Source organism: Deinococcus sp. QL22, assembly GCF_023370075.1.
Classification (GTDB): Bacteria; Deinococcota; Deinococci; order Deinococcales; family Deinococcaceae; genus Deinococcus.
In genome coordinates this window covers 787,396-804,870 of record NZ_CP097149.1, presented here as the reverse complement: position 1 = coordinate 804,870, position 17,475 = coordinate 787,396, and the positions used below count along the sequence as shown (strand labels likewise).

General features: G+C 61.8%; 14 protein-coding genes. 3 read left to right on the top strand and 11 right to left on the bottom strand.

The window, feature by feature from the left end; all coding sequences use genetic code 11:
- Positions 1-114: 114 nt before the first annotated feature.
- From aroC to murF, 8 genes are all read right to left on the bottom strand, one after another.
- Positions 115-1,263, bottom strand: a complete 1,149-nt coding sequence (gene aroC / locus M1R55_RS03830; RefSeq protein WP_249393405.1) for a chorismate synthase — start codon at positions 1,261-1,263, stop codon at positions 115-117.
- Between the two features lie 134 nt (positions 1,264-1,397).
- The gene (locus M1R55_RS03825) at positions 1,398-3,614 is read right to left on the bottom strand and encodes a type II secretion system protein GspD (protein WP_249393404.1); all 2,217 of its coding nucleotides are present in this window, start codon (positions 3,612-3,614) and stop codon (positions 1,398-1,400) included.
- Between the two features lie 3 nt (positions 3,615-3,617).
- Positions 3,618-5,153 (bottom strand): hypothetical protein, encoded by a 1,536-nt coding sequence (locus tag M1R55_RS03820; protein ID WP_249394245.1) that lies wholly within the window; start codon positions 5,151-5,153, stop codon positions 3,618-3,620.
- Positions 5,150-5,803, bottom strand: a complete 654-nt coding sequence (locus tag M1R55_RS03815; RefSeq protein ID WP_249393403.1) for a type 4a pilus biogenesis protein PilO — start codon at positions 5,801-5,803, stop codon at positions 5,150-5,152. Before M1R55_RS03815 ends, M1R55_RS03820 begins: the two co-directional genes overlap by 4 nt.
- The gene (locus M1R55_RS03810; protein ID WP_249393402.1) at positions 5,800-6,489 is read right to left on the bottom strand and encodes a fimbrial assembly protein; all 690 of its coding nucleotides are present in this window, start codon (positions 6,487-6,489) and stop codon (positions 5,800-5,802) included. Before M1R55_RS03810 ends, M1R55_RS03815 begins: the two co-directional genes overlap by 4 nt.
- Positions 6,482-7,660, bottom strand: a complete 1,179-nt coding sequence (pilM, locus tag M1R55_RS03805; protein ID WP_249393401.1) for a type IV pilus assembly protein PilM — start codon at positions 7,658-7,660, stop codon at positions 6,482-6,484. Before pilM ends, M1R55_RS03810 begins: the two co-directional genes overlap by 8 nt.
- A gap of 481 nt (positions 7,661-8,141) precedes the next feature.
- Positions 8,142-8,873, bottom strand: coding sequence for a hypothetical protein (locus M1R55_RS03800; protein ID WP_249393400.1), 732 nt, complete (start codon positions 8,871-8,873; stop codon positions 8,142-8,144).
- 273 nt (positions 8,874-9,146) lie between these two features.
- The gene (gene murF, locus M1R55_RS03795) at positions 9,147-10,430 is read right to left on the bottom strand and encodes a UDP-N-acetylmuramoyl-tripeptide--D-alanyl-D-alanine ligase (RefSeq protein ID WP_249393399.1); all 1,284 of its coding nucleotides are present in this window, start codon (positions 10,428-10,430) and stop codon (positions 9,147-9,149) included.
- Between the two features lie 267 nt (positions 10,431-10,697).
- Between murF and M1R55_RS03790 the strand changes: the two genes are divergently transcribed.
- Entirely contained in the window at positions 10,698-12,440 is a 1,743-nt protein-coding gene (locus M1R55_RS03790) for a bifunctional UDP-sugar hydrolase/5'-nucleotidase (protein ID WP_249393398.1), read from the top strand.
- A 376-nt stretch (positions 12,441-12,816) separates the two neighbouring features.
- Here M1R55_RS03790 and M1R55_RS03785 read toward each other — a convergent pair whose 3' ends face one another.
- From M1R55_RS03785 to M1R55_RS03775, 3 genes are all read right to left on the bottom strand, one after another.
- Positions 12,817-14,436, bottom strand: coding sequence for a DAK2 domain-containing protein (locus M1R55_RS03785; RefSeq protein WP_249393397.1), 1,620 nt, complete (start codon positions 14,434-14,436; stop codon positions 12,817-12,819).
- A 4-nt stretch (positions 14,437-14,440) separates the two neighbouring features.
- Positions 14,441-14,776 (bottom strand): Asp23/Gls24 family envelope stress response protein, encoded by a 336-nt coding sequence (locus M1R55_RS03780; RefSeq protein ID WP_249393396.1) that lies wholly within the window; start codon positions 14,774-14,776, stop codon positions 14,441-14,443.
- A gap of 211 nt (positions 14,777-14,987) precedes the next feature.
- On the bottom strand, positions 14,988-15,908 hold the full coding sequence (locus M1R55_RS03775; protein WP_249393395.1) for a DUF4032 domain-containing protein: 921 nt from the start codon (positions 15,906-15,908) through the stop codon (positions 14,988-14,990).
- A gap of 282 nt (positions 15,909-16,190) precedes the next feature.
- On the opposite strand from M1R55_RS03775, the gene M1R55_RS03770 reads away from it, so the two are divergent.
- Positions 16,191-16,784: a sulfite oxidase-like oxidoreductase gene (locus M1R55_RS03770; RefSeq protein WP_249393394.1), complete on the top strand. Its 594-nt coding sequence runs from the start codon at positions 16,191-16,193 to the stop codon at positions 16,782-16,784.
- 150 nt (positions 16,785-16,934) lie between these two features.
- Positions 16,935-17,471 carry a mismatch-specific DNA-glycosylase gene (locus M1R55_RS03765; protein WP_249393393.1) on the top strand — a complete coding sequence of 179 codons (537 nt, stop codon included), beginning with the start codon at positions 16,935-16,937 and terminating at the stop codon, positions 17,469-17,471.
- Positions 17,472-17,475 lie beyond the last annotated feature (4 nt).

The window sequence follows — 17,475 nt, the reverse complement described above, 5'->3', positions numbered from 1 at the left end:
CCGCTGCGGCGTGATAGCGGCACGGTCTGACCATTCCGGATCTTGGGGCGGCTCCTGAAGGTAGGCGTGCAGCCCCGCCTCGATCTGTTCCGGTGAAACGCTGGCCAGCACAGCCTAGTAATCCCGCGAAAAGGCGTGTGCGGCGGCGACCCGCTCCTGCAATTCGGGCAGGGTATCGCCGCCGAACTTCTCCAGAATCGCGTCGGCAATGACCCAGCCGATGATGGTCTGCAGGATCACTCCGGCGGCAGGCACGGCGGTGGTGTCGCTGCGTTCCCGTGCCGCGTCGCTGGCCTCGTGAGACACCACGTTTACGGTGGGCAGCGGCTTCATCAGGGTGGCAATCGGTTTCATGGCGACCCGGACTACCAGTTCTTCGCCGTTGGTCATGCCCGCTTCCAGGCCGCCCGCGCCGTTGGTATCGCGGGCATAGGTGCCGTCCCGGTAGTACACCGCGTCGTGAACACCGCTGCCCGGCTTGCGGGCATTCTCAAAGGCTGGCCCGATTTCTACGCCTTTCATGGCTTGCAGGCTCAGGCAGGCCTGCGCGATTCGGCCATCCAGTTTGCGATCCCAATGCACGTAGCTGCCGAGGCCCACTGGAAGCCCCCGGAAGCGCACTTCCAGAATGCCGCCGAGGGTGTCGCCGTCTTTCTTGGCCTGATCGATCCGTTCGCGCATCTGGGCAGCGGCGTCGGCATCGGGGGTACGCAGGTCGGATTCCTCGATGGCCTCCAGATCGTCCCAGCTAAACCCCTGTTTGGTTTCTATTCCCGCAAGGCTGGACACATAATTCGCTCCCTGCACGCCCAATTCTGCCAGCAGCTTGAGGGCCACCGAACCCACCGCCACCCGCGCCGCTGTTTCCCTTGCCGAGGCCCGTTCCAGCACGTCGCGCAAATCCTTGTGGCGGTACTTGATGCCTCCGGTCAGGTCGGCGTGTCCGGGCCGGGCGTCAGTCAGGGCCTTCTTGCGCGGCTCTCCACCCGGTTCCGGCGACATGATCTCTGTCCAGTTGCGGTGATCTTTGTTGGCAAGGACCAAAGTCACGGGCGCACCGGTGGTTCTTCCGGCCCGCACGCCGCTCAGAATCTCGGCCTCGTCGGTTTCGATGACCATGCGCCGCCCGCGCCCGTAGCCGCCCTGCCGCTTGCGGAGCCAAGGGTCTATGTCGGCCTTGCCCAGCGGCAGTTGCGACGGCAACCCCTCGATGATGGCCGTCAATTGCGGCCCGTGCGACTCTCCGGCGGTCAGATACCTCATAAGTCTGACTCTAGCGCCCGCGTGCAGGCGGGGCAGGGGCCATGATCAAACAAACCCAGCCCCAATTCAGACCAGCCAAAGAAACCCGGACGCCCCCAGTGGTGGGAAGGCGTCCGGGCAGGAGAGCTTAGGGTTTACTTGACGACGGTTCCGGTCACGATGACCAAGAGCTGGGTGCTGTCTTTGGTCACGTTCTCGCTACCACCGAGGAGTGCGCCGATGACGGGAATGCTGCTGACGTAGGGGAGGCCCTTGCGGGTCGAGACTTCGTTGGAACCGAGCAGGCCGCTGAGCAGCAGGGTTTCGCCGTTCTTGAAGCTGACCACCGTCTGGGCGCTGCTGTTGGCAAAGTCCAGCAGGCTGGGCAACGTGTTGGTAATGGCGGTGCGGGGTTGGTTGACCTGACCGCACAGGCGCACGCTGACCGTTCCATCGGCATTCACGCTGGGGTCAAGGAAGTACATGTTGACGCCGTAGGGGATGGTGCGAACCACGGGGGCGCTGCCGCCCGAACCGGGAATGTTGATATCGAGGCGTCCGCCCGATTGCAGCGAGGCCGCCGCGATGTTGCTCTGGTCGTCGGGGCTGCCGCAGCGGAAGGTACCGCCGCCCGAGCCGCTGCCGTTGGTCTGACCGCTCTGCATCATCACAGTGCCGTCGTACACGCGCTTGGTCATGCCCTGCTGCTCCAGGCTGTCCAGCGTTGCGCCGAGGTTAAAGCCCGTAAAGGCCCGCAGAGGATCGAAGGACGCGGCCAGTTGCCCGTTGGTGAGCGACACGTTGAAGCCGCCCAGCGACGCCTTATAGCCCACGCCGAGGGTTCGCAGGCCCGTTTCGGTAATCTCGTTGATGCGTACCTGAAGGTTGATCTGGGGCACGCGCACATCGAGGGTGGGAATCAGTTCGGCCACCTGAGCGACCTGCTGTGCCGTACCGCGCACGATCAGGGTGTTGGTGCGCTTGTCGGCAATGATGGTCGCCGGGCTGACCTGCTCTGAACCGGCGGTGCTTCCCGTCTGTCCCAACAGAGTGCCGAGGGGGTTGGTCGCGGGTGTGGGAGTCGCCGCTGGCTGGGCCGCAGGCGTGCCCCCCACATTCACCCCAGTCACGATGCTGCCGGTGCCCGCCGAGCCTCCGGCAACGCTCTGGGTGATGCTGTTGGCACTGACGCTTGCGGCCAAGGTGTTCTCCAGCACGGCCTTGATTTCTTCGGCCTTGCCATTGGCAATCGTAAAGATGCGCTGGGTAGTCTGGGCGGCCACCGGAGGGGTAAGGTCGACCTGAGCCAGCAGGGCCAGCGCCGCCTCGATTTGCGTTTGGGGGCCAGTCAACACCAATGGGCCGGTCTTGCCGACGCCCGTGACCTTCAGGGTGGGAAACTGCGCCGTGAGCAGGGCACTGACATCGGCCTGCTGCCCTTTGACGGTGTACACACGCTGCACGGTGGGGCTGATTTCGGCGGTGGGCACCGGGGTCGGGGCGCGGTCAACTTGCGCCAGCAGAGCCAGAGCCGCGTCCAGTTGGCTTTGCTGCCCGCTGAGTACGAGTTGCCCGGTCTGGCCCACGCCCGTCACCCGCAGGGTGGGAAACTGAGCCGTCAGGAGCGCCAATACGTCAGCCTGCTGCCCGTTTACGGCGTACACGCGCTGCATGGCGGGCGAGGTGTCTACCGTACTGATGACGGGGCGGTCTACCTGAGTCAGCAACGCCAGCGCCGAATCGATCTGGGTTTGCGAACCGCTGAGCACCAGTTGTCCGGTCTGACCCACTGCCGAGACCCGCAAAGTGGGGTACTGGGCCGTCAGGAGCGCCAACACATCGGCCTGTGTGCCGCGTGCCGTGTAAATGCGCTGCACGGTAGGGGGCGTATTGCCGACCCGGAGCAAGGTTTTGCCGCCCAGAGGCAAGGTTTGGTAGCTCAGACCGTACACGTCCATCAGCAGCGGCCAGACTTCGTTGAAGGGCTTGTCGGTAAACGACAACACCAATGGGCGGGCGGTGGTGCTGCCTGCCGCCGTGGCTGCTGCCGGGGTCGCGGGAATGGTGGCCACTCCAGCGGCGGGCGCGGCGGCCAGATTCGCGGCGGTGTTCAGGCTGTCCACGTTGGCATCAAAGATGACTTCGTATCCGGCGGCTTTGGCAAGGGCGGCCAGCAGGCTGGACAGTGGCCCGGAGTACACGCCCACGTTCACGGTTATGGTGGCCTTAGAGAGTTGCGGATCAGGGGCAATGGTGGGTGCAGCGTTGGGGGCGAGGCTGGTCTGTGCGGCGGGAGAGGCGGTGGTCGTGCTGGTCTGCGCGGCGGCCATGCCGAGTGCGGCGGTCAGGAGGAGGGCGTGACGTTTATTCATGGCTCACCTTTTGTCCAGTTCGAGGGTCTGGGTATCGTTGCCGAGTGCGAGGGTGGCGCTGGTCGCCGTCACTTCTTTGATCACGATGTCGGAATCGGGCAAGGTTTGCCCCACCGACACCACCAAGAAGCCGTCTTTAGAGCGGAAGATGGCGGTGTTGACCGGGCCGAGAACCACGGCGTTAAAGGCCAGTTCGCGGGCAGCGATGCTCTGATCCAGCGGGCGGGTGGTTTCGGCGGGTGTGCCCGTACTGAGGGGAGCCAGTTCGGTGATGACCTGAGGCGTTCCGGGACGCGGGGCGGTGGTGGGCAGGGAGGCGGTGACGCCCGCGCCTGTCCCCGTTCCCGTTGCGCCAGTGCCCGTGCCGTTCGCGCCGGAAGTGGCTCCGGTGCCGCCGCTGTTGGCATTGGCGGTCAGGTTGGGCACGCGGTTTACACCGGGCACGCTCACGCCTGCAATGGGCGGTTTGATGGGCGGCAACACTGGTTCGACTGGGATTGGGGTCGTTCCATTCGCGCCCGTGCCCGCATTGTCTGTGGGCGTATTGCCAGAAGTATTCGCGCCTGTGTCGTTGGTGCCATTGCTGCCAGAGGCATTGTTTCCAGTTCCGCCGTTGCCCGTGCCGCTGTTGTCGGCTGTTATGGGGTCAGGCGTCACGGTAGCCGCACCGGGCGTAATGGTCACGCCACTGGTGTTCGGAGCATCGGTAGGATTGCCGTCTGCACCGGGAATGGTGGGGATGGGGAATGCGCCGCCCGTTAGGTCTACCGAGTCGCTGGGAACGGTATCGCCCGAACCGGGAATAGGGGAGATGGCAAGTGCGCCGCCCTCAGTGCCGAGGGAATCGATGCCGCTGTTGCTGCCAGTGTCGGTATTGGCGACGGTGCCTGTGTCGCCAGTATTGCCGCTGTTAACCGGGGTATTGGTCGGGGGTGGAATGTTGGCCGTCACGTTGCCCGCAGGTGTGGTGCCAGCGGCGGCTGCATCTACCGTCAGTGGGCGGAAGGGATTCACGCCGGGCAGCAGCACCAGAGGGGTGTCGGGGTTGATGCCGCCCGGTTTGGGCGAAACAGCGGTGGTGCCTTCTCCGTTGGGGCCGACCAAAGTGCCTTCTGGATTACCCAGTGGGGGCAGGGTGGGAATGGTCACCGTGCCATCAGGGTTAGCGGTGCTGTCAGGATTGACCGTGCCATTGGGAGTCACGCTGCCGTCTGGGTTAGTGGTTGCACTGGCTGCCGGATCAACAGGGGTTCCGGTGCTGCCAGAGGCCAGAGGATCAGGCGAGGTGCCAGTCCCAGTGTCCGTGCCGCTGTCTCCCGAATCCGTGTTTCCTCCCGCTGTGTTGCCCTCGCCACCAGCGGGCGCACCCTCGACAGGAACGGGGCCGCTGCCGCTTTCGCCGTTGGCGACCACGTTGTTGGTTCGGCTGCTCGTCCACACATACCAGCCGCCGATCAGGCCCACCATCAGCAGCAAGATCAGGAGAATCTTCATTTCACGGGACGGCTTAAAGTTCAGTGGAGCGCGGGTGCGGGTCACCGGACACCTCCAGATGCGGCGTCTGTGGCGGGTACAGCCCCTGCTGCCGGAGCCTCAGGCGTGCCGTCCGCTGCGACTGGCGTGGCCTGCGAAGCATCGAAGGTGTACACCGTCAGGCCAATCGTGCTTTCCAGGGGAGGATTGAAGCTGGACGCCTGCGGCACCTGAATGCCCACCGCCGTGACGTTGGTAAAGCGGTTCATGGTTTCTATGGAACGGATCGCCTGAAACACCTGCGTAAACTGCCCGCCCACACCCACCGTGAGGGAAATAGGCCGCACGCCGCTGGGCAAATTGGTGCCTGTGCCCGTCTGGACATTAAACGAACTCAGTTGCGCTCCGGCAGCGGTCACGTTACGCCGGACTTCGTCGAGCACGGTGCCGAACTGCGCGGCATCGGGAAGCGCCCGCAAAAACTGGCTCTGCTCGACTTCCAGCGCGGCCACACGGGTACGCAGGTCGGGCAGCCGTACAGAGGCGCTGCGGTACAGGTCGGCCTGCGTCTGGGCACTGTCTACCTCGGTTTGAAGCTGTACGATCTGCGCCTGCCGGGGCTGAAAACGCAGGTAGTACCACCCGGCGATCAGGGCCACACAGCTCACGAGTGCGATGAGGAAAATAGAGCGGGCATCGAGTTTGCTGGCGGTCATTGGGTGGCCCCCGTCGCCGGTGCCACAGGAGCAGCGGCAGGTGCCCCGGCTGCGCCTGCGGCGTCGGTGGGGGCGGCAGCAACGGGTTCTGCGCCCACCATGCCCACCGTGGCGGCAAAGGTATAGGTTCCGGTGGCTTGGTCGTTTTGCAGGCTGCGGAAGTTCACGCCGAATTTAGGATTGGTTTCGTAGGCGTTCAAGAAATTTACCACCGCCTGCTGGCTGCGGGCCGTACCGGACAGTTCTATTTCACGCTGCACGTTTTTGCCGATGTACACGCCGGTTTGTTGCAGCGCGGTCAAGGCGGTGGCCTCGACCGGGCGCACGTTCATGCTGGTCAGGGCCACGTTGCTGCCCGCCGGAAGCTGCGCCGTAAAGGTCGCCAGATCGTTTGACCAGTACGTTTTGCGGTCACGCAATTGGGTCGCAATATCGGTCACCTGCTTCAGTTGGGTTTCGGTGGCGGTCAGGGCGTCAAATTCCTGCTTGGCAGCCGTGAGAGCCACGACTTCGCCTTGCAGGGCGTCGCGCTGCTTTTGCAGGTCGCCCACGCGGGTCGCGGTTACTACTTCGGGAATGAGGATGGCAGCGATTGTTACGGGGATCAGGGCATAAGTCGCCAGCCGCCACCCGTTCGGTTCATTGTTTTTGCGGTACTGCTGAGGCAGCAGGTTGATCTCAACCACGGTTCATCACCCCCCGCAGCGCGAGGCCCAGCGGCACCGTAAATTCGGGCGCGTTGGTTTGCAGGTAGCCGGTATCCACGTTGGCCTGATCGGTTTGCACCGTCAGCCAAGGACTCGCGACCTCTACCCGGAAGCCCAGCGCGTCACTTATGGCCGCCGCCAGACCGCGCAGTTTGGCCCCGCCACCTGCCAAAAAGGTGCGGTCAATGACCACGTCGCCGCTCTGCACCCGGTAAAACTCCAGCGAACGCCGAATTTCGGTGATCAGGTCGCCCAGCACGGGGCGCACCACCTCGAACACGCGGGCGGGGCTGTACTGCTCGCGGGCCATATCGAAGTTCAGCAGGTCTTCCTCGTCCTCGGTGGGCGTGGTGGCGGTGGCGTAACCCAGTTTCACGTCCTCGGCGGCGGTAAAGTCCAGATCGAAGGCTTTTTGCAGGGCCGTCGTGAAGTCGTCGGCAGACACGTTGATGTTGCGTGCCATCAGCACCCGGTCACCGCGTACCAGATTGATCACGCTGCTGCTCGCGCCGATTTCCATCACCAGCGCCACCTCTCCGGCTTCCGTGTAATTGGTGCCGGTCAGGGTGCTTTTGGTCAGGTGTTCGCCCAACAGGTTGCCGCGCAGGGCACGCAGCGTGGCAAAACTTTTCAGATCGACCACAGTCGGCTCCAGCCCGGCCAGCCGCAACACTTCCACCTGCCGCGCAATGGCTTCGGTGGGCGCGGCGGCAATCACGACCTCCATCTGTCCGTCGGGCGGAATCGTGCTGATGTCGTCCAGAACGTCAAAATCCAGGCTGACCTCATCGATGGGGTACGGAATATAGCGCTCCGCCTCCCACTTGATGGCCTCCTGAAGGTCTTTGCGTTCCATGCGCGGCACCATGATGTTGCGCGTGACCGCCGACTGGTTGGGTACGGCGGTCACGGCGTATTTGGTGGTAATGCGGTGTTGGGCCAGCAGGTTCTTCAGTTCGGTGGCCACGGCCTGAGGCTCGACCACCATGCCGTCGCGCATGCTGCCGATGGGCGTAGGCACCATCACGGCATGTAACAAGGACGGGGGAGAGCCGGGACGCAGCGCAACAACCTTGATGGCGCTCGTGCCAATTTCCACGCCGATTGCAGATGGGCGCGGATTAAGTAGGCGGTTCAAGAAGCTCGACATTCTCCCTCCAGAGTCAGACAGATTTTAGCATTCACTCATCTGGCACGGTCTGCGACCAGAGGAAGATGAGAGGTGAGGGTGCGGGCCGAGGTCTGGGAGCGACATGAACAGTTTATGCAATCATTCGTTCGCTTACTTAACTCTGACAGGTGAGAGCTATTCCACAGCCGTCTAGCACGCACACCATACCTCAGATGTCCAGGCAGTCCAGTACGTTTCCAGTCGCTGCTACACACAATGCTTCACCCCCAAACTGTGAAGGGATGCAGGCGGCGCAGCCATGAAGAAATCGGCCCACTGGCTTGACTGGCCCCCCATTGGTGGAAAATGAGCGACATTTTTGTGAACAAAATGGCATCCTGATCTTAATGTCGGGTAGGATTCAAGCTCAACAGTTTGCCTTCATAGTCATCCGCGTTTCTGGCATGGCCTTAAGCTTTTAACATAATAATTTACTCATGAAGATTGGTAAATTTCAAACTTACCGACTCTCATCCACGAGGTTAAGATTCTCGGTGAACACTTTGACGCTCCCGTCTGCCGAAATGGTCACGATGTTGCTGCCAACTTGCCCAACCCGGCCGGCCCCGTGCGCCACGCTGTTTAGGATTCGGCCTGTGCCGTCGCCGCGTTCTAGCCGTCCGTTGGCAAGGCGGTAGGTTCCAAAACTGGTTACGACTGTTGGCACGTCTGCGCTGCGTGCGCCTGTATTCAGAGGTACCAGAAACGGCGCGGCGTTTACTTCAGTCACCACGTTGTCGGTCACGCGCCGCAGGTTTCCGGCCAGCAGCACATAATCTGCGCCGTCGCCCCCCGTCAAGGCCGCCGAGGGTGCGCCCGCCACGCCCGCCGCCGCCGCGCCTTCATAGGTCACGGCGCTGCCATCTTCACGGTAGGCCCGTGTGCTGCTGAGGGCCACCACCCGGCCCACCGCCACGCTGCGGGCGGCCCGGTCTAGCGTGACCACCACGCCCGCACCCGGCACGGCGGCCCATGCTTCGCCCCGATTCCAAGCCACATCTACAGCGGTAGGCACGCTAGGGCACGTGACCCGGAACCCCGGCGCACGCGCCACACACGCCCGCCCACCTGCCACCCAAGCTACGCCGTCTGCACTAAAGGCCGCCCGAAACGCCGCGTCTCCGGTGGGGGGCGAGTAGGCCGGAGCGCAGGCCGAGAGCAGCAGGGCAAGGATGGGCAAGAGGCGGGGCATGGTGTATTTCAGCTTATGGGGAGGTGGGGTGGGTGAGGATTGGGGGGTGGGGCGGTGAGGGGCTGGGTCTAAAGGTCAAGGGTCTAAGGTGCTGGGGCGGGTGCGTTTGCTGGTTGCCTTCTCTGCTGCGCAGCTCTACGAGTCCCACAAGGGGCGAGGGCAAACGGCAAAAGCTAAAGAGCTTGATTTGGCTCCCTCGTTCCCTGCAGGAGACGGATAAATGAGCGTCAGCGATTCCCTTGCCCTAGACCCTGCACTCTCAGCTCCTTCCCCTCACCGCCCCGCCAGCAGCGCCCCCACCACCGTATCCAGCCCTACCCCTTCCTCCGCCCGTTGCTGCGGCGTCCAGCTGATGCCCCGGCTGGCCTTCACCAGAATCACGTCGCCATCACTGGTATCGGCCAGCAGCGCGGCCAGGAGTTCCGGCACCGTCCGGTAGGCCCGCTCGCCCAGTTCGGCGGCAAATGCACCCACGCCGTAGGTCACGTCGGCTTTGGCCCGCGCATAGTCCCCGACTTCGGCGTGTAGGGCGCGTTCGGTGTCGCCCAGTTCCAGCATTCGCCCCAGCACACTCACGCGGCGGCCCGGAAAGCCATTCAGGGCCTCCAGCGCGGCGGTCACGGCAATGGGGGAAGCGTTGTAGGCGTCGTCTATGACCGTGTAGCGGCCCGGATGCACCCGGTAACGCCCCCCCGGAACCTCTGCGGCGGCCATACGCCTAGCTGCTTCGCTCAGCGACATTCGGGCACTCTGCGCCAGCGCCAGCGCCAGCACGGCGGCTTCGGCCTGCACCGTTGCGGCATGCGGCAGGCTCACGGGTTGGCCCGCGTAGATAAAGCTCGCACCTTCCGGAGTCACCTCTAAATCCTGTCCAGCAAAGGTCGCGCCCCCAAATCCATAGGTATCTGTTCCCGGAAAATAGGCGGCGGCCTGTGCGCCCACCACAGAGCGAATCGGCCGGGCCGCTACGTCCCGCAAGATATGACCCTTCTCGAACGCCACGGTGTCTACTGTTCCCAGCGCCTCCAGATGCGTGGCTCCGATGGTGGTAATCACGCCCACATCAGGCCGCACCAGGTCAACAAGTTCGGCCATTTCACCCACGCGGTCTATGCCCATTTCGACCACCAGCGGCTTAGTGCTGCCCCCAAATTCGATCAGAAAGCAGGCAATGGCGGGCAGGGTATTGAACACAGGCATAAAGTGGGCGTCCAGCGCGGCGGCCACGTAGCTTTTGGCCGTAGTTTTACCCGCGCTGCCCGTGATTCCGACCACCAGACCATTCTTGGCCCTCTCGCGCCGCGCCCACTCAAACAGGGCTTGCTGGGCATCGGGCACGCGCACGGCCCGCTCTACGTTCAAATCAGTCAGGACAAAAGGTGCGCCTGCCGCCAACGCCGCCTCTACAAAGCGGTTGCCGTGCATTTTTTCGCCGGGCAAGGCCACAAATGCTACCTCGGGCGAGGCTTCCCGTGAGTCCCAGGTCAGGCGCAGGGCGGGCCGGGCCAGGGGATGAACGGCGGCAGCAAAGGGCAGGGCGGCGTGCGGATCGAGCATGAAGGCAAGGTAGCAGAGACGGAGAAGCGGCAGAAATGGCCCTTGCCGAGGCCAGAGTCAACATGCCTGTTCATGGAGGGTTGGGGCGTCCACACCGATAGTCTCCTTGTTCCTATAGGTCATGAATACAGGTGCACAGGCCAAGTTCCTCCCGTCCCCGGCTCTCTTCTCAATTGAGAGTGAGAGACCGAGTTAGCCAATGGCAATCGGCTCAGCCCCCAGGCCATTTCATCCATTTTTGACAAAAATGTGATGTATTAATGCTATATGAAACCCTTCAACAGGACAGCTTTGCTGCTGGTCACTTCGGCACTCGCTCTTACTGCCTGCGCTCCAAGTGGCGAAGTGCGGTATGCCCCCGAGGCCGTAGACATCACGGTGTTGGGCCTGAATGACTTCCACGGCAACCTCCAACCCACCAGCTTTACCAAAGCGGGCGAGAAAACCGCCATCAGCGCGGGTGGCGTAGAAGCCATCGCTGCAGAAGTGAACGATGCCCGTAAGGCCAACCCCAACACAATTTTGGTGGGCGGCGGCGACCTGATCGGCGCAAGCCCCGCCATCAGTAGCCTGCTGCGCGACGAACCCAGCATCTACGCCCTGAACCAGATCGGCCTCAAAGTCAGTTCGCTGGGCAACCACGAATTCGATCAGGGCCTCAAGGAACTGTTCCGCATGCAGAACGGCGGCTGCGACAGCAACGACACCGCCAAGGCCTGCAAATTCGACCCCAACTACAGCGGCGCGACCTTCAAATGGTTGGGCGCGAACGTGGTCTATAAAGCAGACGGTACGTCCCCCTTCCAGCCCTATTCCATTCAGGATATCGGCGGAGCGAAAGTGGCGTTTATTGGTGCGGTCACCGTGTCGACCACCGGCCTCGTGTCGCCCGACGGCATCAAGGAACTGAACTTTTTGGACGAAGCCGAGTCGGTCAACAAGTACATTCCGGAACTGAAGGCCGCCAAAGTAGACGCCATCGTGATGCTGATTCATGAAGGCGGCGAGATTTCTACGGGCAATAGCGATAACTACAGCACCGTCGGCTGTAAAAGCCTCAAGGAAAGTAGCCCTATCGTGCAGATCGCCAGGCGGGTTGATCCTGCTGTGACCGCCATCATCAGCGGGCATAGCCATACGGGCTACAACTGCCTCGTGCCCGATCCTAAAGGCAACGACCGCATCGTCATTCAGGGCGACTTTTACGGTCACCTGCTCCAGCGCCTGAACCTGACCGTAGACAAAGCCAACCATGAAGTGATGAAGGTCAGCGCTCAAAATCTGGTGGTGGATTACACGGCCCGCAAAGCCAACAACACACTTGATTTCGGTATGACCCAACTGGTAACTACCGCCGATGCCAAGACCACCGCCGTGAAATCGGTATTCGTGGCTAACCTCGGCGTGCCCCAGATTCAGCGTGGTATCAGCAATGCCCGGAACACCGAATCTGCACTGGGCGACGTGATTGCCGATGCACAGGTATTCGCGACGCAGGCGCAGGGCACCCAGATTTCGCTGATGAATCCCGGCGGTATCCGCGCCGACTTGCCCGACACCACCCAGATCAAGCCTAACAATGCCATTAACTTTGGCGACGTATTCGCCGTGCAGCCCTTTGGCAACACGATGGTCGTGATGGACTTGACCGGACAGCAGATCAAAGACGTGCTAGAGCAGCAGTGGAGCGGCAGCAATGCCACCGCCGTCAAGCTGCTTCAGGTCAGCGAAGGCTTTAGCTACAGCTACACCGACGCCGCGCCCGCAGGCAGTAAGGTCAATATCGCCGACATCAAGTTCAACGGACAGCCTATTGATCCAGCGGCCAATTACCGTGTGGCCGTCAACAACTTCCTGGCCGCAGGCGGTGACTTCTTCAGCGTCTTTACGCAGGGTAAGAACGTCGTTCAGCTTCCCAATCTGTCCGATGTAGACGCCTTTGCCCAGTATCTGAAAGCCAAGGGCAGCACCCTAACCAACACGGTCAAGGGCCGGATTATCAAGAAGTAAGCTTCTACGTTTTTAAGCAGGACGAGGCGCACACGCCTCATCCTGCTTTGTTGGCTTGCCTGTGCTGCTGGCCTCAGTGCTACATCAGAGACGTCAGCGCGATAGGCTGGCCTTCCCCATCCACTTCCGAAGGATCTACAGGCACAAACCCCCGACTTGTACATAAAACTTGGGATTCTGGACGTTGGTTGTGGCTGTGGTCTTTGCTGCCCCCGCCTGACAGATAAAGCCTGAGTTGACCGAATGCCGCAGGTCAATAAACACCACGTTATTGACCTGTGCTCTACCACACTTTTAAACTCGGCAGATCTTCATAACGCAATGAGAGCAAACAAGGGACTCAGGGAGTGATCACTGAGTCTGTTGTTCGTCCCGTCTACTCGATTGTGACCAGGTAGTCGTATAAATCCGGCCCGCCCGCGTGGGCTTCCAGTTCGGCCATCGGGAATTCCTTCTCTATGCGGCCCGACAAGGCTTCCAAATCTTCCAAGGTTTTTTGGGGGCCGCCGAATACCGTAATGACTTCTTGGCCGCTGTAGCCCCGGTTCAGCATTTCCAGCACGCTGTCTTCGGGGCTGCCGCCCGCCTGCATCAGTTCGTCGTCTTGCAACCCGATCACGTCACCTTCGGTAATGGCGAGGGTGCGGCCATCTTTGGTGGTGATATTGGTGGTTCGGCTGGCCCGCGTGACTTCAAACGTCGTGACTTTTGCCGCGCTTTCGGTCATCTCGGCTTTCAGGCTTTCGGCGTCTGCGTCGGCGTTAAAGGCCAAGGCTGCGCCTACACCCTGCCCCAGCGTGCGCGTCGGCACCACCACGGCGCGGCCTTCCATCAGCTCCATCGCTTTTTCGGCGGCCATCAGCACGTTTTTGTTGTTGGGCAAAATCAGCACTTTCTTGGCACTCACGCTGCGAACCGCGTCTACGATGTCCTGCACGCTGGGGTTGGCCGTCTGCCCGCCCGACACGATGCGTGCGCCGAGGCTTCGGAACAGTTTGACCAAGCCGTAGCCACTTGCCACCGCCACCAGGCCCGACTCCGGCACTTCTTCCTCAGCGCGGGCAGCGGCTCCGGTCATGCCCAGGATTTCGGTGTGTTGCTCGGACATGTCCTCCACTTTGGTTTTCAGCATTCGTCCGTAGCGGCCCACCATCGCCAGCAGCGCGTCGGGTTCATTGGTATGAATGTGGCCCTTCACGTAGCCTTCCGCGCCCACCACCAGCAGGCTGTCGCCAAACGGCGTCACCAGTTCGCGGATTTCTTCGATGGGCTTGGTGGCCTCGCTCATCAGGAATTCGGTGCAGTAGCCAAATTCCTCGTTGTCAAACTGCTGCTGCGCGTAGCTGGTCACGTCGGGCGCTTCGGGCAACGCTTCGCCGCGCAGGGCCGCCAACATGCCCTGCACCAGATACAGGTACCCCTGACCCCCCGAATCGATCACGCCTGCCTGCTTCAGCGCGGGCAGCATTTCGGGTGTCTGATCCAGCAGTTTCTGGCCGCCAAACAGGGATTGTTCCAGCACCGTATCAATGGTGGCGGCCTTGTCGGTCACGCTGGCGGCTCCATCGGCCACGCCCCGCGCAACGGTCAGAATGGTGCCTTCCACGGGCTTCATGACGGCCCCGTATCCGGCTTTCTGGGCGGCGGCAAAGGCAGCGATCAGGGTGCCAGCGTCCACAGATTTCTGGTCTTTCAGCGTTTCGGCAAAGCCTTTAAGAAGCTGGGACAAAATGACGCCGCTGTTGCCGCGAGCGCCCAAGAGGGCGCCGTAGCTGATGGCGCGGGCCACGCTGGGCATCAGGGTTTCGTCGCAGGTATCGAGCTCGCGGCGCACCGACTGCATGGTCAGGTGCATGTTGGTTCCGGTGTCGCCGTCCGGCACGGGGTACACGTTTAGGGCGTTCACCTGTTCGCGGTACACGCCCAGCCAGTCGGTGGCGGTTCTCAGCATGTGCGCCAAATCTGCCGGAGAAAGCGTCAGCATCTCTTTATTCATAGGCCTATGCACGTTGAACCCCCACGGCATGAACCCGGGTGGCTTTCAGTTCTATGCCTGCTTGCCCGCGCACGGTATGCACCACGCGGTCAACGATGTTGCGGGCCACCGTGGGAATGCTGACACCGTAGGCCGCCACGATGTACAGGTCGGCGGTCAGGTCCCCCTGAGCGTCCTTGGAAATCACCACGCCATCGCTGACATTGGCGCGGCCCAGCACACGGGACAGACCTTCCTTAAGATTCGCGGGGGCCATGCCCACCACGCCCGGAATTTCGTGGGCCGTCAGGCCGATAAGCGAGGCGAGGGCCGCCTCGGTAATATGGATGGAGCCAGTCACAGTAACCGGCAGTATACAGGCCGGGCAGATTGGGGCGGGGTTGTAGAGCTCTGGGGGCGGTGGGGGAGGGGGCCGGGTCACAGGGTGTGGTCTCTCTAAGGCCGAGGATCTAAGGGTCTAGGATCAGCAGTCGCAGCCACAAAAAAGATGGACTGCAAGCCTCTTCAGCCCACAGTCCACGATCTACCTCCCACAATCTGAGTTTCCAGCTTTACCTCGCTGGATCGAGTTCGCCCTTCAGCAGCAGTTGCACCCGCTGGCCCAGGCGTTTGTACAGCGGCGGCGCGTAGTGGGCACGGAAATCTTTGGTGGCTTCCTCGCTGCCTATGTCGTGGCCTTCCTGGGTGGTTAAAAAGTAGCGGTGATCCATGATCCACAGGTACAGGTCGGCTTCGGTGCGGCCCGGAAATCGGGTCATCACGTCGTGCTTGTCTATGTTTTCCAGGATTCGGCAATACAGGCGCTTGTACCAGCTTTCCACGGCTTCTTCCCAGGTCACGGGCGGCAGACCCGCGCGTCCGGGTTTGCGGTCTAGAAAATACTGCCGAGTCCGGATGTGTTCCAGCAGGCGGTCATAGCGGCCCGGCGTGGTAAATAGAATTCCACTGTGGTTCGGCACGATCTGGTCAAGGTTGGTCTCACGCAAAAAGTGCGCGTATTCGCCCTTGATGATCAGGTCTTTCAGGGTGTCGTGCTCTTCGGGCGGCACGGTCACGTTCAGTTCGATCACGTTGGCGTCTATGTATTTCTGACCCTGCCGACGCGCCACGCTGACGCGGTGGTTGCCGTCTTTCACGAAGTACAGATCGCCGACTTTGTAGACCTGAATGGGCGGCAGTTCCTTGCCTTCCAACTGGGCACTCCGCACGCCGATCCAGCGCTCATCGAGGTGCTTTTCTTTGGGCAGGTAGTGGCGGTCAAACTCGCGGTAGCGGTCAACAGAACCGGTGATCTGATCGACGGGAATAGCTTGCAAGCCCAACTGGTGCTCACCTTGAGGGCCAAGATGTTTCATCCAGTCGAAGGGCAAGAGTTCATTGGGTTCACGGCGCAAGATGCCCAGCAAGTCCCGCACATCGGCGAGTAAGCGGGCACGTTCGACTTCATGTCTGGCCTGATTGTTGGCGTGCATGTGGTGTACTCCTCGCAGCTCTTACCTGAGTGGGCGGAACTGCTAAGACCAGGGGCAACGCTTTTCCGGGGAAGAAGAAATGAGCCCCGGACTTGAAACAAGTATACGTGCCCTGCCCTTACCCCGTCCTGACAAGTTTGGTCAGGATGCCGTCTGCTGACGCGCCCAGACGCTACTGCGCCCGACCCCGATCTATCGGAAGCCTTAACACTGGCCCCCGCCTGCCCAGAATTGGGGGTTCGCCTCTACCCCAGAGTGTGTGGGCGGCGTTGAATACCCCCCATGTTAGGCAGATTTTTCAAGAAGCCCGAGAACGATATGGGAGGCCGCGTGCCGCCCGGTCAGACCCTTACCACCCGGTTTCCGGTGCTGACCTATGGCCCGGCCCAACGCTACGCAGCGGCCGATGTGGTGATCCGTATAACCGGGCTGGCCGAGGAAAAAACGCTGACATGGGCCGAACTGATGGCTCTGCCGCAAACCACCCTGACCTACGATATTCACTGCGTGACCCACTGGAGCAAGCTGGATACTACCTGGACGGGTGTGCGGGTCGTAGACCTGATGCAACATCTAAAGCTGAAGCCGGGGGCCACCCACGTCATGCAGCACAGCGTCGGCGGGTATACCACCAACCTCAGCCTCGAAGACTTTACGCGCCCCGAAAACTTGTTGGCCTACGAATTTGACGGTGAGCCGCTGGAAGCTGAACACGGCGGGCCGCTGCGTCTGGTGGTGCCGCACCTGTACTTCTGGAAGAGTGCCAAATGGCTGACCGGCCTGGAGTTTATGGCCGACGATGAACCCGGATTCTGGGAGCGCAACGGCTATCACATGCGGGGCGATCCGTTTAAAGATGAGCGGTATAGCGACTGAGAATTCCGATTGGAAGCCGTGCATTTTGGCTTTCAATCCGACTGCAAGGACTTGCGGAGGTGCAGCGCAGACAAGGAACAAATACGGTTCACGTGGAAGGGACGCGCAGCCAGTGGGGTTCTGGGTGTGCAGGAATGAAGGGGTATCCGTATGAGCGGGCCATCTAGCGACCCCTATCTCGTCCCCGACGTGTTGCAGCCGGGGCTGACGCTGGTGCTGATCGGCACGGCCCCCAGCAAGATCAGTGCGCGGGCGCAGGCCTACTACGCCAACCCCCAAAACAAGTTCTGGAGCGTGCTACACAGCGTGGGCCTCACGCCCCGGCAACTGTCGCCCCACGATTACGCGCTGTTGCCCACCTGGGGGATCGGCCTGACCGATGTTGCCAAACGGCATTCGGGTGTAGACGCTGCCTTGCCCGCTGAGGCATGGGCACCCGAAGAATTGCGCCAAAAAATTCGCACCCACGCGCCGCAAGTGGTGGCTTTTACCAGCAAACGCGGCGCGTCCGAGGTGTTGGGCAAAGCCACCGGGCGCTTGCCCTACGGCGTGCAGACCGACTTGCTGGAGGGGGCAGAAGTGTGGGTCTTGCCGTCTACGAGTCCATTGGGTCACACCCATTTTGTGCTGGAGCCCTGGCAGGCGCTGGCGGAGCGCGTGGCGGAGTTGCGGGGTCTAAGGGTCTAAGGGT